Below are 23979 nucleotides of genomic sequence, written 5' to 3'. Positions count from 1 at the left end.
GTATCCTGTTGTCAATCAATCACAGGAGGGTGCTTATGTCTGCTATCAGAAAGAAACGAAAAGCCTTTATTACCCAAGAGGATTGTGTTGCCTGTGGCTGCTGTGTGAAGACCTGCCCTGTGGGAGCGATTCAAATTATGAGAGGCATAATGGCACAGGTGAATATGGACAAATGCCTAGGCTGCGGAAAATGCGCAAAAGAATGTCCTGCCAGTGTCATCCAAATTCGGGAGGTGGAGGCATGAAAAAGCATTGGTATGACTATCTCTGGATCGTTTCGCTGACCTATCTGATTCTGGGGTTTTTCAATATCCTGTTTGCGTGGCTGGGTCTTTTCTGCTTTTTCATCCCACTTATCATCTCGCTCGCAAAAGGAACAAAAGGCTACTGTAACCGTTACTGCGGCAGAGGGCAGCTCTTTGGTTTACTGGGAGGCCGGTTTGGTTTTTCCCGAAAAAAAGATATTCCAAAATGGATGAAGAGCAAGTGGTTCCGCTATGGATTTCTGGTATTCTTTTTCGTCATGTTCTTCGCGATGCTTTGGAACACCTATTTGGTGTTTTCCGGAGCACAGGACTTGAAACAGACAGTTACACTTCTATGGACCTTCAAGCTGCCTTGGCAATGGGCATATCATGGAACACAGTTTCACCCTGGTGCGGTACAGTTTGCCTTTGGATTCTACAGTGTGATGCTGACCTCCACCGTGCTCGGCCTGATCACCATGGCCCTGTTCAAACCTCGTAGTTGGTGCGTCTACTGCCCCATGGGGACGATGACCCAGCTAATTTGCAGAGTTCGAAATGGAAAAGAGTGATCTCATCACGGAACGATCAGCGTTTCCTCGATAAAATATACCTACAAAATAAAAAAAGAAGGGGGCTTTTCCTATGAAACTCAAAGACAAAGTAGCGATTATCACCGGAGGCAGCCGCGGCATAGGCTACGCCACTGCGGATAAGTTCCTGGCAGAAGGAGCCACAGTCATTCTGGCCGCAAGCTCTCAAACGTCTGCCGATAAAGCGGTTGCAAGGCTGAAAGAAAAATATCCTGAAGCGACGGTCGCCGGCATCAGCCCCGATTTGGCCAGCCTGGAATCTGTGCGAGAAGCCTTCAGGTCTGCTACTGAGAAATATGGCTGCGTGGATATCTTGGTCAATAACGCGGGGATATCCGAAAGCACTCCCTTTATGGAATACACGGAAGAAACCTTTGATCAGGTAATGGACTTGAATGTAAAAGGCGTATTTAACACCACCCGCGCCGCAGCCGAGTGCATGGTGGCGCGAGAAACAGGCGTGATCCTCTCCACCTCCTCCATGGTCAGCATTTCCGGCCAGCCCAGTGGCTTTGCCTATCCTGCATCTAAATTTGCAGTAAATGGCCTGACAATATCTTTGGCGCGTGAATTGGGGCCCAAGGGCATTCGTGTGAATGCGGTAGCCCCCGGCATTACTGAGACTGATATGATGAAAGCAGTCCCCAAGGAAATCCTTGATCCTATGATCGCAAGAATTCCTCTGCGGCGTCTGGGCCAGCCGGAAGACATTGCCAATGCGTTTGCGTTTTTGGCTTCTGATGAGGCGTCCTATATTACCGGTGTTGTACTGAGTGTGGACGGCATGGCAAGAACCTAACAGGCGGTGAGGCTGTGATGAATGACAATTACCTATGGCATAGGGCGGTACGTCAAACCATGCGTTCCCACCCAAAAGAAGCCGAAGAGAAAAAAGGGGGCATGTAAAAGACGCAATTTGATATTATAGACATCGTTTGTTCCGCCTGCTCCACCAGGGTGGGACCATGCGTGAGAAAGCCGCCAGAGGCTGTGATCACTGTGCTATGCATATCCGGAAGGCACTGAAAGCCATCCACGGAGTTAAGGAAATGGCTGTGAGCTTCCGAAAAAACCGCGCAGGTGAAGCTGAGCCAGAATGTAACTGGGGCTGCTGTCTAAAATTCCAGTTAACAGCTGACTGAAATCAGGCAGGGGAGCTAAAAGGAAAACGTCCGCCGATGCAACATGCACGGCGGACATTCAACTACATATCGTTCAGCAATCTAAGTTTTTCTGTATTGGTGATCTCTATCGTACCGCGGGACAGCTTGACCATCCCCTCATTCTGGAAATAGCGGAGCATTCGGGTGATCACCTCCCGGTGGGAGCCCAAATGGTTGGCGATGGTCTCATGGGTAATTTTCAGTCGATTGGCCCCCTCGATGGATGCTTCTTCCAAAAGGAATGCGGCAACACGCTTATCAAGGCTTTTCCACATGATCTGCTCCATGAGCCACATTACATCGGAGAAACGGCTCGACATCAGCTCATTGGTATAATTTGAAACAGGCGCAGATTCCTCCATAATGCCTTGGTATGTCTCGGCGGCGATGACCCAAAGCTCTGTATCCTTTTCTGCCTCAATGGTCACTTCGAACTGAATGGAGCGCATGATACAGGAGGCGGAAAACAGACACATGTCCCGCTCGAACAGACGGTAGATGGTGATCTCTCGTCCTTCGTCGGAAAGAATATAGGCACGAAGCTGGCCGGACTTCACCAGCAGTAAGCCAGTACAGTCCATGTTGCCGTTGTGGATCACGGTCCCTTTGCTGACCTTCCGTTCCGTCAGACTGTTAAGGATACGCTCCTGTTGCATCGGAGTCAGTTTCTTCCAGATCGGGAAATAACTTTGAAAGTCCATAGTTCAACCTCTCCTCTGATTATCAGTATATTGAATCCTAAACAGGTTGTCAACGGGCTCCATGAAAGGTTTATCCAGAGAGCGAATATAATAAGCATCCGGGAACAAAGAGGGAAAAATACACATAGGTCCTTCATGTTGACGAGGATTTTATGATCTGCGGCGCACCTTCGCCATCGCCTTTTTGAAACATGGGATGGGCATCAAAACTCTGGGCACCGTTATCGGCCATGTATCCAGCGCCACCACGCTGAACGCCTATACTCACATTGTCGATGCCATGTGGCACAGCACGTCAGACAAGAGCGACCAGGGAACCGGAGTTGAGACATATGCGCCTTTCTCAAACAGGAAGTCCTATGGAATTTTGGCGAAACGCTGTGAAAGCAGTGCGATACACGAGACCGCGTTTATTCCCGGAATTTCCTGTAACAGAGATTTCGTCCTGCAACTTATGGAACACTGCGTAAGAAACTGGCTCAATCTAATCCATATGTTAGCTGTTGTGACAGACGATCTGTCATGACGCACCCTTTCTCGGATGCGAGGGCTGCTTTTGCTGCCCTCGTTCTTTTTCTTCCTGCTCCTTCAAACCTGTATTTGGCGCTTACGGGATATTGACGCTCTTGGAACCGGGCAAGGCGCTGTTCATCTGGCATAGTTCCTTTCTCTATATTGATCCTGTGCGGGGATCATACGCTGAGTCTGCACCGCCCGCTCCAACGAGGTCATGGCGAGGCATCTCATGCGGGCGGTCATTCACTGGTCAACGCGTAAAAAGAAACCGTTGCAAAAGCGTACCAGCCCCTGGCAGGAAGTTCCTCTACCGCCAAGGGTCTTGTGTGGCCGTCTATGTAGCGGCTTTAGTTTAGTACACAGCAAGGGGCTGGCGGGGGCATCCTGGAAAACAGACGCCCCCGCCACATGGTTTCACGGTCAAAGGTTTTGCTTTTGTCTACGCTTCCTGCTTATTCGGCCATATCCCGATATAGGAATGTCACGATCTGGGCGCGGGTGCAGGGAGCGGCCGGGGCGAACGTAGTCGCGCTGGTGCCGCTGGTGACGCCTTCCGCAACCGCCCACTGGACAGCCGCCGCATAATACGCACTGGAAGCTACATCAGTGAACGGGCTGTTGCCGGAAGCTGCCGGGGAACCGTTTGCGCGATGCAGGAACGCCACGGTCTGGCCGCGGGTCACAGTAGCATTGGGTGCAAAGGTCGTTGCACTGGTGCCGCTGGTGATGCCCTTTTCAACCGCCCACAGGACGGCATCGTAATAGTACGAGCCGGCCTGCACATCAGTGAACGGGTTTGCGCCGGTCGCCTTGGGCGAGCCGTTTGCACGCCACAGGAACGTCACCATCTGCGCACGGGTGCAGGAAGCATTCGGGCTGAACGTAGTCGCGCTGGTGCCGCTGGTAATGCCATTTTCAACCGCCCACTTTACGGCATTATAATAATATACGCCGGTAGACACATCGTTAAAGGACATGCCCGGGGTCGTCTGCTCGCTGACCTTGGCGAAAGTCGCTTCAATAGTCACTTTGCTGCCCGGCATCTTGAACGTAAACTTGTTGTCCGATTTCTCGGTCAGGCTGAGTTCGTCGCCGTTCTTGTCGGTTACGGTCAGGGTGTCCAGCTCGTAACCGCTGTTGGGACTAACGGTAATCGTCACAGTGTCGCCCTTGTCAGCACGGGTGGGGCTGACCTTGACAGTACCGCCAGTGGCCTTATCCACCGTGATGGCGTAAGAAGCAGAACTGCTTCCACCGCCTCCGCCACTAGAGGAACCGCCGCCGCCAGAGCTGCCACCGCCGCCAGAGCTGCCGCCGCTGTAGGACCACTGTGCGGTAATGATAACCGTCTGTCCACCCTCCTGCGCAGCGGTGTATTCCGTGATCTTGCTGTTATTCAGATACCATCCCTGGAAGGTATAACCAGTGCGGTTCGCCGTGGGAAGGCTGAGTTTCTCTCCAGCAGGAACTTTCACCGTGTACTTGATATTGTCATAGCCATAATCCAGCGTCACGGTATCTGCCTTTTCTGCACTTTCTCCAGCAATCAGAGTGATCTTGCCGTTACTGCCAGCCGCTGCAATCGCTTCTTCCACCGTTTTGTGGTAGGTAAACTGTTTCCCGTCCGCAGTGACCGCCTCATACTGCAAGCTGCTGTCTGCATACTGGGCAACCGAGGAATCAAAGCTGCCGCCTGTTACTGTAATGGTACTACCATTTGCGTTATTTTCCCCGTTTGTATCAGCGTCCTTGCGGCTGATGCGCACATCGCCGGTATAGGCGCCACCCTGAACGGTCAGACTGGCAGAAGATCCTGTGACTGGTTCGCTGCTGTTATTGCTCTCAAAAATGCGCAGGGCATAGTCCTTGCCGGTAACGGTACAGTTCTCTAGTGTCACCTTGGCCTCGCCATGGCCATAGTTGCGGGCAACGCTGATGCCACCCTTCATACTGTCAATTCTGGTGTTGGAAATTTTGACCTCGGCCCCGGCGCTGATTTCGATCCCGTTGGAACTCCAGCCCTCGTAGGTGGAGTTAGAGCCGGTAATGGTGCAGCCCTCTACGCTGCCTGTCACTGTGCCAGTCGTATCATAACCGGCGACAATACCCTTGGTCAGAGCCGCTTCCTGTCCGTTGTCGCAGTTAATCACGCAGTCCTTGATTTCAAATGCGCCGTTGCGCACATCAAATGCCGCGCGGTTAAACTTTTCAACGGTCAAGCTAGAGGCAATAATTTTGGCATTACTTGCCGTGTTCGGAATCTTGAATACGCCGAAGCCTGTCTGGGTCGCAGCGGTGTCTCCGAAGCCAGTCAACTTGGCATTGGAGATGTTAAGCGTACCGGCGGTGATCTCAAAATAGACCTCCGTGCTGTCCGTTTTGCCTGCGATGGTCTTTCCGTTGCCGACAATGGTGACGTCCTTGGTAATCGAAATTTTTTCGGTCAGGGATACGTCCGCTACCAGCGTAATGTCTCCGGTCTTTGCATCATCGCCAGTGGCGGCCTCAACGGCTTGTTTCAGCGAAGTATAGGGGGTTCCATTGTATACGGCAACCACGCCCTCGCTCACAGAATCTTCGATTTTCTCGCCGGTTGTATCTGTGCAGCCGATAACAATTGCGCCCTCCGGGGCTTTGTTAATCTGGCTGTTGAGCAGTACAGTGCTGGCGCTTCCACCGTTCGTGATGTTTCCGGTCACGGTTGCATTGGAAACCGAGATGCTGCCGGTACGGTCTGAAATGGTCGTGCCGTCAATACCACCGTTCAGGCTCGCGCCCTCAACGGTAGCAGTCGCCTCAACAGCGTTCAGTCGAACAGCGTTGAAATCGGCGCCGCTTTCGGCCGGGCCATTGCCAGTCATCGTCAGGTTCGCACGGTCCGTCATGGTAAAGCCGCCATCCACGCGAACCGCAGGATAGCCGGAGCCATTGCTGCCGCTGTTCTGAACGGTAACATTCGTGCCTTCACCGGTGACAGATACATCCCCGGTCGCCGCGATACCAATATAATCAGCATCATCCACCGAAACCGTGGCATTCTGGATGGCCACGTTTTTACCAGTGATACCATGATAAGGCGTGTTGCTGATAGTGATTGTTGCGCCCTCATCCGCTTTCAGATCATCACATTTGATCGCTGAGCCGCCAACGTCCGTTACTTCGATCTTGGTATTCTCGCCGCTGATCGTGATATCGCCGCTGCCGTTAATGCCGTTCTTCGATACGCCGTTTATCGTTACCTGTGTGCCGCCCGTCAGGGTTAGGATGCCATCGTTGTAAATACCCTGTGTCGAAGTTTCTCCATTCAGCACAACGGCATCAGCGGCTTTAATGTTGAGTTTGACATTGTTCAGTGTCAGCGTACTGTCGTTGGTGATAGAGACAGCATCAGCACCTGGCTTGCCGGCCTCTGCAAAGCTGCTCATCGTAGCAGTAATTGTATGACCGTTGCCGTTGATGGTGACCTTTTTCCTAGCATCCACCAGAATGGTGGTGTCTGCAAGGGTAATGTCATCCAGCAGAGTAACGGTTATGGGCTCATTGGTATCAGCGTTTAGATAACCGCTGCTCAAATCGCTGATAACATCCCAGTAATGATCGTTATTTCGATCATCATTGTCCAAGCCGGTGTAATAGACGGTTTTGCTTTGGCTGTCTTTCGTATACTCTACCTGAATTGCACTATCTTCAGATACAGCAACGTCAATCGTCATCGTACCGGTTACCAACGCTTCGTCCGGCTTTGCCACGCTCACCAGCTTGAATTCCGCGGTATAGGTGCCTGCCTTGTCGAACTGGACGGTAAAATTAGTTGTTACATCATAATTCGCTCCAACCGAGAAGCCCTGTGGCGGCCCCCACTGGCCAATTTCCGCCAGATTCCATTCCTGATCCTCGCTGTCTTTGGCCAGAATCTGAGGATTGGAGCCATTTGGTTGTTCTGTAAGTTCGAACTTCAACACGGCATCTGTAATACCTGCCACAGACGCGGTGTTTTTAAGGGTTGCTGAGACACCATTCTCGTATTTCTTGCCTGCAACGACAGTTCCCTCTATGTTATTCGTTGCAGTCAGTTCATAGGTGGCGGTGGTCTGAGCATTTTCACCCCTTGCGACCGGTGCGCTGCCGGTGGAAGTCTGTCCATCAGCGGGCAGTTCACTCTCCACCGCTAACGCAGCCGGAATCATCGTCAGCATCATACAAAAGATGAGCAATGCCGACAAAATTCTTTTCTTCACTTAGTATTTCCTCCCATCATATCATTTTGAGCTCGACCGTTAGGCGGGTTCCGCATACTGCCTGTTCACCCCCTCATTCTTTATAAAATCCTACTTTTACAAAGGATGATTTTTCACCAAAATTAGTTCCATTCCACTTGAAAAACTAGGGTTTTGCGTATATACTGTCCATAGGTGAGTTCCAGGCAGAAAGTTTGTAAAAGTAGACTTTTTCAAACTTTCTCATGTTTTATTTAGGTGGCTTTTTCAAACTTCACTGCCTTGGCATAGAAGGTGCCTTCCGGCATCCCGCAGGCCAGTGCCGCTTCCCGCAGAGGGATCTTCTTGCTGCGCCACGCCTGATGCACTTCGTGGAAGTTGTCGGGCAGGGGCGTTGAAGGACGGCCAAATTTCACGCCCCTGGCCTTTGCTGCCGCGATGCCCTCTGCCTGCCGCTGGCGGATGTTAGTCCGTTCATTCTCTGCCACAAAGGAGAGGACCTGCAAAACAATGTCGCTGAGGAATGTCCCCATCAAATCCTTGCCCCGCCGGGTGTCCAGCAGGGGCATATCCAGTACTGCAATATCCACCCCTTTCTCTTTAGTCAGGATGCGCCACTGCTCCAGGATTTCCTTGTAATTCCGCCCCAGACGGTCAATGCTCTTGATATAGAGCAGGTCATCCTTTTTCAAATGCCGTACCAGTTTTCTGTACTGTGGGCGCTGGAAGTCCTTGCCGCTCTGCTTGTCCATGTAGATGTTGCCCTCTGGCACCGCCATCTCCCGCAGGGCGATGACTTGCCGATCCTCGTTCTGGTCCCGCGTGCTGACACGAATATATCCGTAAATAAGAGCCATACTATCCCTCCATTCTGTTTGTCCACAGGCAAGCCCCATTTGCTCATCCAGTTCTCTCGCGTATTTGACAGACAGCGGTTTTGTCCAGGCATCTCTAGGCCATAAAGCACTGTTAGAAAAAGAAAAGCAGACGATTGAATGTCAATCGTCTGCTCGGCAACGGCTTTTCGATTATATAGCATCTCTCCCGGTTCCGCAAGGAAGCGGGGAAATAGGAAGGGGGACGCAAGGGAATTCGCCTTGCGCCCCCTCCGTTTTAATCAGGTAAAAATCAATTCCGCCTGGATGGTCTCGGCTCCTCAGCCGCAGATACCGCCTGCACCCATTGGGTTAGATACCGGCAGGAACCCTTTCCGGCGTTGTGAGGTTGGGGAGAAGGTAATCTCCCTCCTGGCGGTAGGTCCCGCCCATTTGCTCGAATGCAGACTTTCCCATGATGCTTTCCTCCAAATAGGCTGAATCTCCCTGCAATTCAATCACTTCCGGCTGGCTTAACAAATAGTTTTGGGAGGAACTTCTTTACGAAGTTCCTCCCAAGGGTGTCTTTCGTTTTTTATCATCCGTTTTTCGAGCTTTTGAAAGATCAAAAAACTTGCAGCAGCTGGTCGAAAACGTTTTCGGCAAGCGGAAAGAAGCCGCTGCGGCTTCTTTTTAGATCCCCTCTTCGGGAATCACAATCAGAGGCGGAGGCGTGGTCTCCGGAGACTGACCGGAGTCTGTTTCCGGGGGATTTGCAGAATCAGTGGGAGGCTCCGGAAGTTCCCCCGGCTCCGCGGGTGTGACATCTCCTGGCTCCGAGGGAACGGGAATCTCCTCTGGCCCCAGAACCGGTGTGTCGGGGCTTTCCACGGCAGGACCGCGGAGAACCACCTTGTCCCTGGATTTATAGTCGCTGGTGGCCTCATACGTGGAGGAGATCAGCTTGCCGTTTGCATCGTAGACGTTGCGGTAGGTACGGTACTTGTAGCCGGTGTAGGGGGAGGTTTTGACCTTCTCGGTGCCGGCAGGCAGGGTGGAGTCATCCTCATATACCACCTCATAGGGTGTGGTGGAGAGCCACTCGTTGGTCATCTTGACGCTGGTGCCGTCTACATTGGTGCCCAGCACCTTCACCGTCAGATAGCCATCGGCGTAGGTGGTGACGATTTTAATGGGATACTGGGTGTTATTGGTGAACTTGTAGTCCGGCCCGCCCCAGGATACCGTTGCGTCCATGCCGGCAGTGATATAGGCCGGAATATAGCGGTGGGCGTAACGCTCTGTAATCTCCAGGTTGGACCGCAGGCAGGCGAGATACAGCGTGGAGGAGGTCTGGCAGATCCCGCCGCCGATCTCATCCACGGTCTCACCCTTGACATAGGCGGGAGCAGCCTGATAGCCGTTGGCGGCGGTGCGCTGCCCCACCACGCCATTATAGGAAAACACGTCGCCGGTGTTCATGGTATAGCCGTTGATGGCGGCGGCGGACAATTTCACATTGGATTTGCGGGCGGAGGTTCCGCCCACATGGGTTCTGGCCTCGCCCAAGACATCCCGGAACAAAAGCGGGGCCAGCTCCTCGGCCGTTACGGCGGGCAGCTCCACTTCGGCGGGAATGGAGACGGTCTCTCCGGGAGCGGCCGCGTCCATGGTGGATTGGGCGGCTGCGGTGTCAAACTCCGCCCCTGCCTGCTCCGGAAGAATGGTGTCGGTCTTGGCGTCATAGGAGGCGTTTTTCACCTCTCCGGAGACCTCTTCATGAATTTCCTGGGCGGTCTTGGTCTTGGCAGGAAGGATGGTTCCCTCGACATATACCTGGGAATGACCCTCCTTCAGGGCTGCGCTGGCTGCATTTTCCAAAGCGGCGGAGGAAACCGTCAAGCCGTTTTGGGCCAGCGTGATTTCAAGACTGTCCTCCGTGACCTCGTAGGCTGTATCCGCCGGTTCCCGGGAAAAGGCCTGTGCCAGCTGCTGCACCCGCTCTGTAAAAATTGCCTCATCCGGGTCCAGGGCAATCCCCTTGGCGCTCCGGCGCCCCACCAGGTTGGTCAAAAGGTTCCAGCCATCTGCCAGAAAGCCGGGCTCCGTCTGGCTCAAATCAAATACAAATTGGGCGCCGCTGTCGTAGTCCAAGTCGCCAGTAATTCCAAGAGCTTCATAGGAGACGGTGTCAGTTGGTGTATCGCCATAGAGGACATCTCCCTCAGACGCGGTCTCTCCGTCGCCGGCTTCGTCGGTCAGCGGCAGATAGAAATCCAGCGTCTGCCTGGGGATTGCCTCCCGCAGTTTCCCGGCCGCCTCCGCCGGGGTCAGTCCACCCACGGCGACACCGTTGATAGTCGTATTAGGATAAAAGGTCCCCAGAGACCCGGCATAGGCGCACAGGCCGAGATATGTGCCCGCCAGTGCCAGCACGATCACGCCCAGAGCGATATAAAGGCCCTTCCCGCCCTTTTTCAGGCGGGCGCCGCCCTCTTTTTGCACACTGGCTTCGTTGATCTGTTCCATGAAGCCCCTCCCGCTGTTCCATGATAGAATCACATCTCAAGAACTCTGTGAGCCTATTCTAACACGCATTTTGAAAAAAAGTGATTACAATCCCGTAACAACCATAAAAAAACGGAAAAAATAGAAGGATTTGACAGCTGGCGGTCAGGAGGACGGCTGCTTGGGAATACGGATGGTGAGAAAAATGGCGTCCTCTGTGTCCGTCCGCTCTGTCCGGGCGTCCACGCCCGCCTCCCGCACCAGCCGCAGCCCCCGGTCCAGGCTGTTGAGAAACAACCGCACGTCTTTGAGAATAAAGGCCTTGCGCCGTGCTGGCGGCGTGGACTGCAGGGCAATGAGCCGCCGCTCCACATATTGTTCCGCCTGAGCGACGGTCAGCTGGTGGTCCACGATATAACGGAGGGCGGACATGCGGTCTTCCTCGCCCTCCAAACGCAAAAGACACCGGGCGTGCCGTTCGGACAAGCCGTGCTCCACCAGCATACGGCGGCAGTCTGGAGAGAGCCGCAGCAGCCGCAGCTTGTTGGCCAGCGCGGAGGGGGACCGGCCCAGCCGGGCAGCGGCTTCCTCTTGGGTGACGCCGGTTTGGAGGAGATAGTCCGCGATGGCGGCAGCCTCCTCCAGATAATGTAGGTCCTGGCGCTGTAAGTTCTCCACCAGCGCCAACAGGGCGGAGTCGTTCTCGTCCGCCTCCCGCTCCACACAGGGTACCGTCTCCAGCCCCGCCATCTGTGCCGCCCGCAGGCGGCGCTCTCCGGCCACCAGCTCCCAGCCCTCCCCGCTGCGGCGCACCGTCAGGGGCTGTAAGATACCGTGGCGCCGGATGGAATCCGCCAGGGATTCCAGCTCTTCCGAATCAAAAAAACGCCGCGGCTGCCAGGGGTTGGGCTGAATTGCCGTAGGGGGCAGGTGGAGCACCTGCCAGGTCTGGGCCATGAGACCGCCTCCTTTACCAATTTCCACCATTGTACAGGCCTTTTGAAAAAAAGTCGGGGGGAATCTGTCGAAGGAGGCGGTGAAAAAAACGCGCGGCAAATGCCGCGCGTAAAAACCGGGTCCGATGGGAAGTGTTCAGCGGCAGGTATAGGCACACCAGCCGTCGGCCTCCTGCTGTTCCAAAAGAGTCAGGCCCGACTGCCGGATTGCCTCAGCCACCTCGCCGGCACGGGTGTCGATGATGCCGGAGCAGAGGAACAGTCCGCCCGGGCGCAGCAGGGAGCGCACAAAGGGTGCGAGCGCGATGATGACGTCCGCCACAATATTGGCCAGCAGAATGTCGTACCCGCCGCCAAGGGACGCCCGGAACCCCTCGTCCGTGAAAAGATCGCCCACCCGGACGGTATAGGTGTCCGGCCCGATGCCGTTGAGGGCGGCGTTGTCCCGGGCCACGGTCAGGCACTGCTCGTCAATATCCACTGCCAGGGCGGAGGCCGCGCCCAGCCGCAGCGCGGCAATGGAGAGAATGCCGCTGCCGCAGCCCAGATCCAGCACCCGTTCGCCGCCCTGAATACGGCGCTCGAGCGCTGTCAGGCACAACCGGGTGGTGGCGTGGCTTCCCGTGCCGAACGTCAATCCCGGGTCCAAAATCAGAGGGACTCGGCAGGCGGAGGTCGCCTGGACCTCCGGGTTTTCCGCCTCCCACTGGGGGACCACCAGCAGCCGCTCCCCGATGGGGAGGGGCTTATAGTACTGCTTCCAGCTGGTCTCCCAGTCCGCGTCCTGGACGTTTTCCAGCGTGAGCAGGAGTGTGCCGCAGTCGCTGCGGGACTCCTTCAGCTCCTGTAGGGCGATCCGGACCTCCGCCAGCTTGGCCAAGCCGGCGTCGCCAGCCAAAAGATAGAAGGTCACGCGGGACTTGCCCCGCATCTCCCGCTCCAGCGCCTCGTCCACATAATCCCAGTGGGGGCGGGTCTCCTCCAGAAAGGAGCGGAATTCCTCCTCGTCGTCAATCATCACGTTGTCAATCCCCAGGGAAGAGAGCAGGGCCGTGACCGGGTCCAGGCCGTCGTGGGTGGTGTCAATGTGCAGTTCCAGCCAATGCATACATGGAACCTCCTAACAAAAAGATCGGCGGCGGCATCCGCCGCCGCCCGCTCATTTGATATGTGAAAAGGAATGCCGGTGGGATGGACGTCCCCGCGGGGCGGCTTACCGCTCCGTGCCGACAAAGAAAAGGGCCATGGTGCCGGGGCCGGAGTGGTTGCCGATGACCGGCCCCACATAATTGATCCGGATATCCTCCGTACCGAAGCGGCGGCGGATCTCCCCGGCCACGAATTCTGCGTCCTCCAGGCAGTCCCCGTGGGAGATGAAGATCGTCTGTTTTCCGGGCTCCACAGCGGTTTCCTCCATCCGGTCCACCAGCGCCAGCAGGGAGGCCCGCCGGCCCCGGGCCTTGCTGACGGGAATCAACCGGCCCTGATCGTCCACGTGGAGCACGGGCTTGATGGAGAGCATGGTGCCAAAGAGCGCCGTGGCGGCGCTGACCCGTCCGCCCCGCTTGAGGTGGTTGAGATCATCCACCGTAAACCAGTGGCAGATGCGTCCCTTGGTATTTTCGGCGTAATCCCGCAGTTCCTCCAGAGATTTTCCTGCCTGCTTTTGCAGGGCGCACAGGTATACCAGCAGCCCCTGTCCCAGAGAGGCGCACAGGGTGTCCACCACATGGACCTTGGCTTCGGGAAAGGCCTCGCGCATCTCCCCGGCGGCAATGACCGCGGACTGATAGGTGGTGGAGAGGGCGGAGGAGAAGCTCAGGCACAGAATATCCCTCCCGCTCTCCAGCACCGGGCGCATGGCCTCTTCAAACGTACCCACGCTGATGGCAGAGGTGGTAGCGGTCTCGCCGGAGCGGATGCGGCTGTAGAAATCGGAAAAACCGATTTCCCGGCCGTCCAGATAGTTATGGTAGGTGGCGCCGCCCAGCTCCAGGCTCAGCGGCAGGACAATCAGCCCCAGCTCTTCAGCCATCTGCGGCGCCATGTCGCAGCAGCTGTCCGTCATCAAAACAAAATCCCGCATATCACTCGCGCTCCTTTTTCGTTTTTTTCGCCTCCGCGTCCTTCTGCTGACGCAGTAGGGCGACATACCGGCTGCTGGCAACGCCCGCGGCATAGCTCAGCAGGGCAAAGTGGATGGCGTCATCCGCCAGGGAGGTCTCCCCGCCCCGGGCGGCCATCTCGTCGGCGGTGATGCGCAGGGCCTTGTCCAAGCTCGCGCAGAAGGCGGCGTAGCCGTCTTGAATCGGGCGCTCACCCTGAAGCTCCTCCCGGATCAAAAGATCCATATCCCGGGTGGACATCACGTGCTTGAGCACGCAGATGGCGGTGAGATAGGCAAGATGAGTTCGGTGGTATTTCTTGCCTTCGGCTCTGGGGACAAGACCGCTTTTCGTGTAGTTGTTGACCATGGCGGCCGTGAGAGAGTCCTCTTCGCTGAACCGGATCACCTGCCGGTCCATATAGCTGAGGACCTGATCCATATACAGGGGAAAGTCCGGCAGCTGCTCCCAGTCCACCGGGCGCTGCTGGCGCAGCCGCTCCCGTAGCTCCGTTAAATCTGACATGGGCGCCTCCTTCCTCATAAAACTTAATACCAGCAGTTTACCACTGAAATGTGATTTTGTAAACCGTGTTTTGCGAGAATGATAACTATAATTTTGCTATTTTCCAACACAGAACCTGGAAAAGATGCGGGAGACGATCTCCTCCCGGGCGGTTCGCCCGGTCAGCTCGCCCAAGGCGTCCAGAGCCTCCTCCGCGTCGGTGAGGACGGCGTCTGGGGTCAGCCCGCCGGCAAGGGCTGCCATGGCCCGCCCCACGGCGGCCCTTGCCCGGCCGGCGGCCTCCTCCTGGCGCTGGTCGGTCAGCAGGGAACCGGCCTCGCCGGGGTCCCCAGCGGGAAAGAGCGCCGCCACGGCGTTTTCCAGATCAGAGAGTCCCTCCCCCGTGACGGAGGACAAGGCCACCACAGAGGCGGGAGGCGCCATGGGCGCGCCAGTGCTGTCCATAGCCGTGACGCAGGCAGGCCCTGGGCACAGGTCTTTTTTGGAAAAAATTAAGATCCAGGGACTTTCGCACCGGGAGACCTCCGCCATCAGCCGGGTGTCCTCCTTCGTCGTGTCGGAGCCATCCACCACGGCCAGCACCAGGTCGGCGGCAGCCATCGCCCGGCGGCTGCGGTCCACACCCAGACGCTCCACCGGGTCCTGGGTGTCATGAATGCCGGCGGTGTCCGCCAGCCGCAGCAGTACTCCGCCGCAGAGGACGGATTCCTCCACTGTGTCCCGGGTGGTGCCAGGGATGTCGGTGACAATCGCCCGGTCGCAGCCTGCCAGGGCATTGAGCAGGGAGCTCTTTCCCGCGTTGGGGCGGCCAATAATGGCGGCGCGTACGCCGGATTTCAAAACCCGGCCCCGCCGGCAGCCGTCCAGCAGGCGGTCCAGGGCGGCGCCAGCGCTTTGAAGGGCGGTGGAGATCTCCTCGGGGTGAATGTCCTCGATGTCCTCGTCCGGATAGTCCACCACCGCGTAAAACCGGGAGGTAATCTCCAGCAGGGACTCCTGGATGGGTTCCAGCACCCGGCGGAGACCGCCCTCCAGCTGGGCGGCGGCATTGCGGGCCGCGGTAGCGGTCTGGGCGTCAATCAGGTCGATGACGGCCTCCGCCTCCGTCAGGTCCAGCCGCCCGTTTAAAAAGGCCCGCCTGGTAAATTCTCCAGCCCGAGCCTGCCGCGCGCCGGCGGCAAAGAGGGCGCAGAGCAGCTCCCGCAGCACCACCGGGGAGCCATGGCAGTGAAACTCGGCGCAGTCCTCGCCGGTAAAGCTGCCGGGGCCGGGGAAACACACGGCCAGCCCCTGGTCCAAGCGGCGGCCCTGCTCGTCCAGCACATCCCCCAGCACCATGCGCCGGGGCTCCTGTTCCTCCAGTGTTCGTCCATTGGCGGCGCGGAACACCCGGCCGCACAGGGAAAAACACCCCGGCCCGGAGACCCGGACAATCCCGATGGCGGTGGGGGCGCCGCCGGTTGCAATTGCGGCGATCACGTCCATCCAATCAACTCCTTTTCCATGGCAAAATTCGTCAGCACCTGCCCCCGGCGCTCCACCTGCTGCGGCCGCACAACCCGGTAACCCCGGGCCTCAAAGAAGGGGCGGGCGGTCTTGGAGGCGTGGACATAGATGCGTGTTTCCGGGCAGCGGTGTTCCAGCGCGCCGCACAATGCAGAGGCAATCCCGCGGCGCAGGTGATCCGGCCGGACATACAACAAATCCAGATAATCCTCTTCCAAAGCGGCAAAACCCAACAGGGAGCCGTTTTCTTCAGCAGTCAGAAAGATTTCCCGGCGCAGGCTGTCTCCCCAGGAGGCGAAATCCGGTTCAGCCGGCGCCCAGGCATCCAGCTGGGCAGGGGTGTACTCGCCGGTGCAGGCCAGATGAACAGATTGATAAAATATTTCCAGGAGCACCGGCAGGTCTGCCGGGCCGCAGGAACGAATCCTCATGGGAACCCCTCCTTACTTTAAGAGCAGGCCGACTGATCAAACAGAAAGCCTTGCGTTAAGAAACCGTTAAAATTAATTGATAAAATGCCAAGATGACAGCCTGCTGCATCGAACAGCGGGTCCGGGGCTCAGGACAATGGGAGTCTTGCCGCCCAAGGGTAATACCCTTTTTGCCAGTGCCGCGACGGGGGCGGTAACTGTCAGAGATTGGCAGCCGCCGCCACAGGCGCATGCAGAATACTCTTGTAATCATAAGGGAAATTCGCTAAAATTACCCTGATATTCACCGGATGTCTCCCTCATTATAGGTGGGGAAGCTCAAATTTTCAAGCCCGGTGGAGAAGGGGACCTGGAAGGCGTTTCAGCCGGACGGGGCCACGATTGAGACAAAAGGAGAAAAGACGATGAAAAAGCAGATTACATCTTGGTTGCTGGTCCTGGTTCTGTGCCTGGGACTGACGGTGCCTGCTGCGGCGGCGGAAGAGAAGGTCACGGTAGGTGACAAGGCCTATGAGACCGTGTTGGATGCAATTTTGTCCGAAAAAGAGGACAAGCCCGTAACCGTGGCGCTGAGCGGCGACGTGGCTCTGACTGCCGCTGTGGTACTGGGTGAGAGCAAGGTTGATGACAAGACTGTGACGGTGGCCTCTCACAATGTGACTGTGGACCTGAACGGCTATACCCTGACCGGCGCCAAGGATTCCGCCGTCTTTGAGGTCCAGGAGGGCTACACCCTGACTATTGTGGACAACTCTGAGGCCAAGACCGGCAAGCTGGTCAGCGACGCCGAGGAGGCCGTGGTGGTGGCCGAGGGCGCCACCTACAACGCTCTGCCTGCTGGTGAGGAGGAGACTCCCGTGGAGCCCGAGAAGCCCGTCAATCCCTTTACGGACGTGGCGGAGACCTCTCCCTATCATGATGCCATTTTGTGGGCGGTGGAACAGGGAATCACCCAAGGCTATGAGGACGGGACTTTCCGGCCGGGAACCACCTGCTCCCACATTCATATTCTGACCTTCCTGTGGCGTGCGGAAGGCAGTCCGGATGCAGGCGATGAGGCTGCCAAGGAGACACTGTACGCCACCCGCTGGGCAGTCGCAGAGAATTTGCTGGGCAACGAGGACATTCACTCCGGCTGTACCCGCGCGGATGCGGTGACATATCTCTGGAAAATTGCCGGTTCTCCGGAGGTGGAGACCAGCGCTGCCTTTACAGATGTGGCAGAGGATGCACCGTATGCACAGGCGGTGGTCTGGGCCGTTGCCCAGGGGATTACCAACGGCACCACTGAAACGACCTTCGGTCCGGAGGCCACCTGTACCCGGGGCCAGATTGCGACCTTCCTGTATCGCGCCGCCCAGGCTGAGCAGGCTGAGACTCCAGCTGAATAAGTGTAAAAATCCGGCGGAAGCGATTCCGCCGGATTCTTTTTTCACGTTAGGTGAAATTTCCGCAAGGAGAAAAGGGAGCCGGAGGCCTCTGCGGGCCTCCGACTCCCTTGCTTCTATAAAAGGCGGGAGTTACTTAATCCGCTCGCCGGCGGCCTCCTTGGCCGCAATTTCCTTCATGGCGTCCTTGTGGGAGAGGTTTACCCGGCCCTTTTCGTCGATGTCTGTGACCTTCACCCACATCATGTCGCCGATCTTGCAGGCATCCTCCACCTTCTCGATCCGGTGGTCGGCCAGCTTGGAGATGTGAACCAGACCGTCCTTGCCGGGAGCCAGCTCCACAAAGGCGCCGAAGGTCATCAGGCGCACCACGCGGCCATAGTAGAGCTTGCCGATCTCGGGGACGAACACGATGTCGTCAATGCACTTCTTGGCGGCGTCGCAGCCGGCGGCGTCGGCAGAGGCGATGAAGATGGAGCCGTCGTCGTTGATGTCGATCTTGGCGCCGGTGTCGGCCACGATCTTCTGGATCACGCTGCCGCCCTTGCCGATGACGTCCCGGATCTTGTCGGGATCAATGTGCATGGTGATCATCTTGGGGGCGTAGCGGCTGACCTCCTTGCGGGGCTCGGCGATGACCGGCAGCATGATCTGATCCAGGATCTCGCAGCGGGCGTCGTAGGTGGTGTCCAGGGCCTCCCGGATGATGGCCATGGTGAGGCCGTCGTTCTTCAGGTCCATCTGGATGGCGGTGATGCCCTTCTTGGTGCCGGCCACCTTGAAGTCCATCTCGCCGTGGAAGTCCTCCACACCCTGGATGTCGATGAAGGTGGTGAAGGCGCCGTCGTCGTCCTGGATGAGGCCGCAGGAGATGCCGGCCACAGGGGCCTTGATGGGCACGCCGGCGTCCATCAGCGCCAGGGTGGAGCCGCAGATGGAGCCCTGGGAGGTGGAGCCGTTGGAGGAGACCACCTCAGAGACCACGCGGATGGCGTAGGGGAACTCCTCCACAGAGGGGATCACGGGCAGCAGGGCCCGCTCGGCCAGCGCGCCGTGGCCGATCTCACGCCGCCCCGGCGAGCGGGCAGGCTTGGCCTCGCCCACGGAGTAGCCGGGGAAGTTGTAGTGGTGCATATAGCGCTTCTCCGTCTCCTCCCAGATGGTGTCCAGCTTCTGGTTGGCGGAGAGGGTGTCCAGGGTGCAGGCGGAGAGGACCTGGGTCTGGCCGCGGGTGAAGAGGCCGGAGCCGTGGACCCGGGGCAGCACGCCCACCTCAGCGCCCAAGGGTCGGATCTCGTTCTTGGCGCGGCCGTCCACCCGGTGGCCCTCCAGCAGCCAGGCCTTGACGATCTTCTTCTGGAACTTGTAGGTGATCTCGTCCAGGTACTGGTCCATGTTGGGGAACTCCTCCAGGTAGGCCTCGTGCCACTTCTCGATCATGGCGTTCCAGCGGGACTCCCGGATGTTCTTGTCGTCGGTGTCCATGGCGGCCTTGGCCTCGTCCATAAAGTCGGCCACGATGCGGTCGAAGAGGGCCTGGTCAAAGTCGGCGTGGGGGTAGTCGAACTTGGGCTTGCCGATCTCACTAACCATCTGGTTGATCAGAGCGATCTGCTTCTGGTTCTCCTCATGGGCCAGCTGGATGGCGTTGAACATGGTGTCGTTGTCCACCTCGTTGGCGCCGGCCTCGATCATGACCACCTTCTTGCCGGTGGAGACCACGGTCACGTCCAGATCGGAGACCTTGCGCTGCTCGGCGTCGGGGTTCAGGACCAGTTTGCCGTCCACAAGGCCCACCTTCAAAGCGCCCACGGGGCCGTTCCAGGGGATGTCGGAGATGGCCAGGGCGGCGGAGGTGCCGATCAGGGCGGCGATCTCGGGGGAGCAGTCGTGGTCCACGCTCATGACAGTGGCCATGATGGAGACGTCGTTGCGGAAGTCATAGGGGAAGAGGGGGCGGATGGGGCGGTCGATGACGCGGCTGGTCAGGATGCCCTTTTCGCCGGGACGGCCCTCCCTGCGGTTGAAGGAGCCGGGGATGCGGCCCACAGCATACATCTTCTCCTCAAAGTCCACGCTCAGAGGGAAGAAGTCGATGCCGTCCCGGGGACGGGGAGAGGCGGTGGCGCACACCAGAACCCGGGTGTCGCCGTAGCCCACCATGACGGCGGCGTTGGCCAGCTCCGCCAGCTTGCCCACCTCTAAAAACAGGGGGCGTCCGGCCAGCTCCATCTCGTACTTGCGGTAGTTGGGGAACTGTCTTTTTGTGATGATGGTTGACATGGAAATCTCCTTTTCTAGTTTGGATAGTTCCACAAGAGCCAAACCATTTAGCACTTGAAAAAAGGTCTTCACAGCCTCCGCGGCGCTGTTCCTGGGAAGGCGCTTTTTCAACTGCTAAAGGCTTGAAATGGCTCCCGTGGGCGGGGGATATTTATGAAAGAAAGGGCGGCGCGCTCATCCGCACCACCCTTTTCTCCATCTTACTTACGGATGCCCAGCTTGGCAATCAGGGCGCGGTAGCGCTCAATGTCCTTCTTCTGGAGGTAGTCCAGCAGGTTCCGGCGCTTACCGACCATCTTCAAAAGGCCGCGGTTGGAGTGCTTGTCCTGGGGGTTTGCGCGCATGTGCTCGGTGAGCACATTGATGCGCTCCGTCAGGATGGCAATCTGGACCTCGGGAGAGCCGGTGTCGTTTTCATGGGTGCGGTTGGCGTCAATGATCGCGGTTTTCTGCTCTTTTCTCAGCATGGGGGATTCCACCTTTCTTTCATCATTCCCGCAGGACTGCGCCTCGGGCCGGTGAAAGTCCGCGAAACGAAGTCCTGGGCTGCTGCATTGCATGCTAAAAAACTATATCACAAGGTTTTCCAGATGTAAAGAGGAAAATACGGATTTTTGCGAATCTTCCGGACAGGAAATTTAAAAAATTCTCTTGACAGGAGAAAATGAAGGTGTTACATTAACTGTATTAGTACAGTTAATACAGCCAAAAGGAAGGTGACGCAATGATCAGCCTGAACTATCGGGACTCCCGGCCTATCTATGAACAGATCAAGGACGGGCTGAAAAAGCTGATCGTAACCGGAGGGCTGGCGGCAGATGAGCGGCTGCCGTCTGTGCGGGCTCTGGCAACCCAGCTGTCCATCAATCCCAATACCATTCAGCGCGCTTATAACGAATTAGAGGGGGAGGGGTATATCTACTCCATCCCCGGCAAGGGCAGCTTTGCCGCCGCCAACGCGGGCGCGGATGAAAACCGCAAGCGGGAGCTTTTGAACAAGGTGCGGGAGATTCTGGCGGAACTCCGATATCTGGGCGTCAGCCGGCAGGAGCTGCTGGACCTGATCGAGGAGGAAGCACTTCGCCCGCCTGCAGGCGGGGCAGTCTCCGCAGCTGCGGAGACTGCCATAGGGTCCTGCGGTACAACGAGACAGGAGGAGCGGATATGATTGAAATGAGAGAGATCGTCAAGACCTTTGACGGTTTTGCGGCATTGGACGGAGCGTCGCTGTCTGTTCCGGCAGGCAGTGTGTATGGGCTGGTGGGCCCCAACGGGGCGGGAAAATCCACCCTGATCCGCCACCTCACCGGCATTTACCGCCAGGACAGCGGCCAGGTCCTGATCAGCGGGAAGGAGGTCTGGGAAAACGCGGCGCTTAAGGCCCGGATTGCCGCGATTCCGGACGACTGGTATTATTTCCTGCAGGCTACGGTCCGGGATATGATGCGCTTTTACCGGGGCTTTTATCCCACCTTCTCCACAGAGCGCTATGAAAAGCTCAAGGCGGTGTTTGCCATTGATGAGAAAAAGACCATCCGCCGCCTCAGCAAGGGCATGCAGAAGCAGGTGGCGTTCTGGCTGGCCCTCTCCTGCATGCCGGACTATCTGATCCTGGATGAGCCCGTGGACGGGCTGGACCCGGTGATGCGGCGGCAGGTGTGGTCCCTGGTGATGGGCGATGTCGCCCAGCGCGGCACCACGGTGCTGGTCAGCTCCCACAACCTGCGGGAGCTGGAGGATGTGTGCGATCACGTGGGGATTATGGACCACGGCAAGGTGCTGCTGGAGCGGAGCCTGGAACAGCTTCAGGACAACATGGTGAAGCTCCAGGTGGTTTTCAGGGACGGCGTCAGCGAGGTGCCCCAGGAGCTGCCGGTGCTCCACGCCAGCCGGGTGGGGCGCATTCACACGTTGATTATGCGCATGAACGCGGAGGAGGCCACGGCGCGGCTGGCTGTTTATGACCCCATGCTGGTGGACGCGGTTCCCCTGACGCTGGAGGAGATTTTTATCTATGAATTGGGAGGTGCGGATTATGCAGTCAAGGATATCGTGCTTTAATCCCACGCTGCTGCGCAAGAATCTGACCCGATTCTGGCCGCTGTGGGGGTTGGCGTCCTTTGTGGGCGTGCTGTTTCCCCTGGCGCTGCTGCTGGACTTTATTCGCCGCGGGCCGCGGGCGGTTCCCTCTGCGGCAGAGTTTTCTAACATGTACTATTCTGTGGTGGCGGGCGCGCTGCCGGTGGTCTCTTTGGGATATGCCATCCTCTGCGCCATGGTGGTGTGGAGCTACCTGTACAGCGCCAGGAGCGTGAGCCTGATGCACACGCTGCCGATCCGGAGAGAGGGGCTGTTTGTCACAAACTTCCTCTCCGGCATGGCGATGATGCTGCTGCCCTATGCCGTTACCGGCGCGCTGTGTGTGGCGATATCCCTGGGGTATGGCTGCTTTGACATTGGGAGCCTGCTGACGACGATTCTCGTGGTGATCGGTGAGAGCTTTTTCTACTTTGCCAGCGCCACCTTTGTGGCGTTTATTACGGGAAATATCTTTGCGCTTCCGGTGTTGTATTTCCTGCTGCATTTTCTGGCGGTTCTGCTGGACTGGCTGATCTCTACCTTTGCCCAAGGGTTTATTTTTGGGTTTAACAGCAGCTACACGGGAGTTGCCGAAAGGCTTTCGCCTACCGTTGCGCTGATGAGCCGCGTGGGTGTGGATAGAACCTACAGCGAGATTCAAAGATATGAGGGAACCTATACATATCAGGAATCGGTTCTGACCGCGGTCCACCTGGACGGCATCTGGATGATCGGTGTCTATGCCCTGGTGGGAATGGTGCTTCTGGGCCTTGCTTACATGATGTACCGCCGGCGCCGCAGCGAATCCGCCGGAGACGTGGTGGCGGTGGGCTGGCTGCGGCCGGTATTCCGGTATGGTGTAGCGGCACTCAGCGCGCTGCTGGGCGGACAGCTGCTCTATGAGCTGTTCTGGTACAGCTTCCAGAGCGGCAGCTATTACGACCTGCTGCCCATGACCGTGTGCCTGGTGGTGGCGGGCGTCATTGGGTACTATGGCGCCTCCATGCTGCTGAGTAAATCCCTACGGGTGTTCCGGAGAAGCTGGATTGGCCTGGGCGCGGTGGTCCTTGGCTGCGTGGCTGTGTGCTGCGCGCTGCACTTTGACGTGTTTGGAATTGCCGCCAGGGTGCCGGAGACCAGCGAGGTCCGATCTGTGGAAATAGACGTGGCCGGCAACAGCTATACGCTTTACCCGGAGGAGGACGCGGCGCTGCTGGAGCAGGTGCGGGCGCTCCATCAGGCTGTGATTGCCGACGAGGCATATATCCGTGACAAGGAGACAAACGGCTTGATTCCGGCGGTTCCCGCAGGGGACTATGAGTGGACAAGGCTTTGGATTTCCTATCACCAGGGCGGGAGCGCCGTGGATCGGTATTATTCTCTGCCCCTGACCAGGGAACGGATGGCTGCCCGGGATACCTATGACGCCCTGTTGGACCAGCTGGTGAACAGCACGGAGATGAAGGCCAAGCGGCTGCACCTGGACGACAGCCATTATCAGGTGGAGGGCGGAAACCTGTATGTGGAGAAAACCGCCATGGGCTATGACCTGAGCGACCGGGAGGCCGCCGCGATTCTGGAGGCGGTGGGCCGGGATATGGCCGCTGGAAACTGGGGGACCTATGACTGGTTCGCCGCAGGCCAGGGACAGGAGCTGGCTGTTCAGCTGGATCTGCGCTTTAGCGGCTCTGGCGAGGATTGGCGCGGCACGGATTGGATTAATGTTGTGCTGCGGCCTGAGATGACGGAAACGGTGGCCTGTCTCCAGGAGCTGGGACTGATCAGCCAGAGCGATCTTCTGACCTATCGGGAGCTTTACCCTGAGAATTATGAGACGGAGACTGCCGCGACAGAGGCCGTCTATGGGTCCGCTGTCTCCGCGGGTAGAGTATCGGAGGAAGTGACGTACACCTATGAAGTCCCTGTGGTGGGTGCGGAGGCCGGCTGA

General features: G+C 57.6%; 20 protein-coding genes. 7 read left to right on the top strand and 13 right to left on the bottom strand.

Annotated features, from left to right (window positions below; translation table 11 throughout):
• The first annotated feature begins 35 nt into the window (after positions 1-35).
• The 3 genes from KJS55_RS17660 (at position 36) to KJS55_RS06970 (ending at position 1637) form a co-directional block, all read left to right on the top strand.
• A complete protein-coding gene (locus KJS55_RS17660) occupies positions 36-245 on the top strand; it encodes an ATP-binding protein (RefSeq protein ID WP_213542993.1) in 210 nt (69 codons plus the stop codon).
• Positions 242-817: a 4Fe-4S binding protein gene (locus KJS55_RS06975; protein ID WP_187029978.1), complete on the top strand. Its 576-nt coding sequence runs from the start codon at positions 242-244 to the stop codon at positions 815-817. The genes KJS55_RS17660 and KJS55_RS06975 overlap by 4 nt, the downstream gene beginning before the upstream one ends.
• A 73-nt stretch (positions 818-890) precedes the next feature.
• On the top strand, positions 891-1637 hold the full coding sequence (locus KJS55_RS06970) for an SDR family NAD(P)-dependent oxidoreductase (RefSeq protein WP_187029976.1): 747 nt from the start codon (positions 891-893) through the stop codon (positions 1635-1637).
• A gap of 405 nt (positions 1638-2042) precedes the next feature.
• On the opposite strand, the gene KJS55_RS06965 is transcribed toward KJS55_RS06970, so the two are convergent.
• From KJS55_RS06965 to KJS55_RS06910, 11 genes are all read right to left on the bottom strand, one after another.
• Positions 2043-2702, bottom strand: a complete 660-nt coding sequence (locus KJS55_RS06965; protein WP_187029974.1) for a Crp/Fnr family transcriptional regulator — start codon at positions 2700-2702, stop codon at positions 2043-2045.
• Positions 2703-3670: 968 nt separating this feature from the next.
• Positions 3671-7456: an S-layer homology domain-containing protein gene (locus KJS55_RS06955; RefSeq protein WP_213542992.1), complete on the bottom strand. Its 3786-nt coding sequence runs from the start codon at positions 7454-7456 to the stop codon at positions 3671-3673.
• 233 nt (positions 7457-7689) lie between these two features.
• Positions 7690-8292: a recombinase family protein gene (locus KJS55_RS06950; RefSeq protein WP_213542991.1), complete on the bottom strand. Its 603-nt coding sequence runs from the start codon at positions 8290-8292 to the stop codon at positions 7690-7692.
• Between the two features lie 330 nt (positions 8293-8622).
• Complete coding sequence (locus KJS55_RS06945; protein ID WP_228300481.1) at positions 8623-8727, bottom strand: TnpV protein; 105 nt, start codon at positions 8725-8727, stop codon at positions 8623-8625.
• Positions 8728-8943: 216 nt separating this feature from the next.
• The gene (locus KJS55_RS06940; RefSeq protein ID WP_213542990.1) at positions 8944-10779 is read right to left on the bottom strand and encodes a VanW family protein; all 1836 of its coding nucleotides are present in this window, start codon (positions 10777-10779) and stop codon (positions 8944-8946) included.
• Between the two features lie 144 nt (positions 10780-10923).
• Positions 10924-11715 (bottom strand): ParB/RepB/Spo0J family partition protein, encoded by a 792-nt coding sequence (locus KJS55_RS06935; protein WP_228300480.1) that lies wholly within the window; start codon positions 11713-11715, stop codon positions 10924-10926.
• Positions 11716-11850: 135 nt separating this feature from the next.
• Positions 11851-12822, bottom strand: coding sequence for a 50S ribosomal protein L11 methyltransferase (prmA, locus tag KJS55_RS06930; RefSeq protein ID WP_213542989.1), 972 nt, complete (start codon positions 12820-12822; stop codon positions 11851-11853).
• A gap of 105 nt (positions 12823-12927) precedes the next feature.
• Positions 12928-13800, bottom strand: coding sequence for a DegV family protein (locus KJS55_RS06925; protein ID WP_187029964.1), 873 nt, complete (start codon positions 13798-13800; stop codon positions 12928-12930).
• 1 nt (position 13801) lies between these two features.
• Complete coding sequence (locus tag KJS55_RS06920) at positions 13802-14344, bottom strand: DUF1836 domain-containing protein (RefSeq protein WP_187029962.1); 543 nt, start codon at positions 14342-14344, stop codon at positions 13802-13804.
• A gap of 96 nt (positions 14345-14440) precedes the next feature.
• Complete coding sequence (mnmE, locus tag KJS55_RS06915; protein WP_213542988.1) at positions 14441-15829, bottom strand: tRNA uridine-5-carboxymethylaminomethyl(34) synthesis GTPase MnmE; 1389 nt, start codon at positions 15827-15829, stop codon at positions 14441-14443.
• The gene (locus tag KJS55_RS06910) at positions 15820-16281 is read right to left on the bottom strand and encodes a GNAT family N-acetyltransferase (protein WP_213542987.1); all 462 of its coding nucleotides are present in this window, start codon (positions 16279-16281) and stop codon (positions 15820-15822) included. Before KJS55_RS06910 ends, mnmE begins: the two co-directional genes overlap by 10 nt.
• 404 nt (positions 16282-16685) lie before the next feature.
• Here KJS55_RS06910 and KJS55_RS06905 point away from each other — a divergent pair, with 404 nt between their 5' ends.
• Positions 16686-17672, top strand: a complete 987-nt coding sequence (locus KJS55_RS06905; RefSeq protein ID WP_187029956.1) for an S-layer homology domain-containing protein — start codon at positions 16686-16688, stop codon at positions 17670-17672.
• A 129-nt stretch (positions 17673-17801) separates the two neighbouring features.
• Here KJS55_RS06905 and KJS55_RS06900 read toward each other — a convergent pair whose 3' ends face one another.
• Together KJS55_RS06900 and rpsO are read right to left on the bottom strand one after the other, a co-directional pair.
• Entirely contained in the window at positions 17802-19952 is a 2151-nt protein-coding gene (locus KJS55_RS06900; RefSeq protein WP_187029954.1) for a polyribonucleotide nucleotidyltransferase, read from the bottom strand.
• Positions 19953-20152: 200 nt separating this feature from the next.
• Complete coding sequence (rpsO, locus tag KJS55_RS06895; protein WP_187029952.1) at positions 20153-20419, bottom strand: 30S ribosomal protein S15; 267 nt, start codon at positions 20417-20419, stop codon at positions 20153-20155.
• Positions 20420-20676: 257 nt separating this feature from the next.
• Here rpsO and KJS55_RS06890 point away from each other — a divergent pair, with 257 nt between their 5' ends.
• Genes KJS55_RS06890 through KJS55_RS06880 form a run of 3 tightly spaced genes read left to right on the top strand, consistent with a single transcriptional unit; the run spans position 20677 to position 23979 of the window.
• Positions 20677-21120 carry a GntR family transcriptional regulator gene (locus tag KJS55_RS06890; protein WP_187029950.1) on the top strand — a complete coding sequence of 148 codons (444 nt, stop codon included), beginning with the start codon at positions 20677-20679 and terminating at the stop codon, positions 21118-21120.
• Positions 21117-22013, top strand: coding sequence for an ABC transporter ATP-binding protein (locus tag KJS55_RS06885; RefSeq protein WP_187029948.1), 897 nt, complete (start codon positions 21117-21119; stop codon positions 22011-22013). The genes KJS55_RS06890 and KJS55_RS06885 overlap by 4 nt, the downstream gene beginning before the upstream one ends.
• Positions 21988-23979, top strand: a complete 1992-nt coding sequence (locus tag KJS55_RS06880; protein ID WP_213542986.1) for an ABC transporter permease — start codon at positions 21988-21990, stop codon at positions 23977-23979. Before KJS55_RS06885 ends, KJS55_RS06880 begins: the two co-directional genes overlap by 26 nt.

Origin of the sequence: Pusillibacter faecalis (genome assembly GCF_018408705.1) — a bacterium.
Classification (GTDB): Bacteria; Bacillota; Clostridia; order Oscillospirales; family Oscillospiraceae; genus Oscillibacter; species Oscillibacter faecalis.
The sequence above is the reverse complement of the archived record's forward strand: the minus strand, read 5'-3'. Positions and strand labels throughout refer to the sequence as shown.

Coding starts and splice junctions, on each gene's coding strand:
- KJS55_RS06965 (WP_187029974.1), bottom strand. CDS start 2,702: ATGGACTTTCAAAGTTATTTCCCGATCTGGAAGAAACTGACTCCGATG.
- KJS55_RS06975 (WP_187029978.1), top strand. CDS start 242: ATGAAAAAGCATTGGTATGACTATCTCTGGATCGTTTCGCTGACCTAT.
- KJS55_RS06885 (WP_187029948.1), top strand. CDS start 21,117: ATGATTGAAATGAGAGAGATCGTCAAGACCTTTGACGGTTTTGCGGCA.
- KJS55_RS06950 (WP_213542991.1), bottom strand. CDS start 8,292: ATGGCTCTTATTTACGGATATATTCGTGTCAGCACGCGGGACCAGAAC.
- KJS55_RS06945 (WP_228300481.1), bottom strand. CDS start 8,727: ATGGGAAAGTCTGCATTCGAGCAAATGGGCGGGACCTACCGCCAGGAG.
- mnmE (WP_213542988.1), bottom strand. CDS start 15,829: ATGGACGTGATCGCCGCAATTGCAACCGGCGGCGCCCCCACCGCCATC.
- KJS55_RS06905 (WP_187029956.1), top strand. CDS start 16,686: ATGAAAAAGCAGATTACATCTTGGTTGCTGGTCCTGGTTCTGTGCCTG.
- KJS55_RS17660 (WP_213542993.1), top strand. CDS start 36: ATGTCTGCTATCAGAAAGAAACGAAAAGCCTTTATTACCCAAGAGGAT.
- KJS55_RS06940 (WP_213542990.1), bottom strand. CDS start 10,779: ATGGAACAGATCAACGAAGCCAGTGTGCAAAAAGAGGGCGGCGCCCGC.
- KJS55_RS06920 (WP_187029962.1), bottom strand. CDS start 14,344: ATGTCAGATTTAACGGAGCTACGGGAGCGGCTGCGCCAGCAGCGCCCG.
- KJS55_RS06900 (WP_187029954.1), bottom strand. CDS start 19,952: ATGTCAACCATCATCACAAAAAGACAGTTCCCCAACTACCGCAAGTAC.
- KJS55_RS06910 (WP_213542987.1), bottom strand. CDS start 16,281: ATGAGGATTCGTTCCTGCGGCCCGGCAGACCTGCCGGTGCTCCTGGAA.
- prmA (WP_213542989.1), bottom strand. CDS start 12,822: ATGCATTGGCTGGAACTGCACATTGACACCACCCACGACGGCCTGGAC.
- KJS55_RS06970 (WP_187029976.1), top strand. CDS start 891: ATGAAACTCAAAGACAAAGTAGCGATTATCACCGGAGGCAGCCGCGGC.
- KJS55_RS06890 (WP_187029950.1), top strand. CDS start 20,677: ATGATCAGCCTGAACTATCGGGACTCCCGGCCTATCTATGAACAGATC.
- KJS55_RS06880 (WP_213542986.1), top strand. CDS start 21,988: ATGCAGTCAAGGATATCGTGCTTTAATCCCACGCTGCTGCGCAAGAAT.
- rpsO (WP_187029952.1), bottom strand. CDS start 20,419: ATGCTGAGAAAAGAGCAGAAAACCGCGATCATTGACGCCAACCGCACC.
- KJS55_RS06935 (WP_228300480.1), bottom strand. CDS start 11,715: ATGGCCCAGACCTGGCAGGTGCTCCACCTGCCCCCTACGGCAATTCAG.
- KJS55_RS06925 (WP_187029964.1), bottom strand. CDS start 13,800: ATGCGGGATTTTGTTTTGATGACGGACAGCTGCTGCGACATGGCGCCG.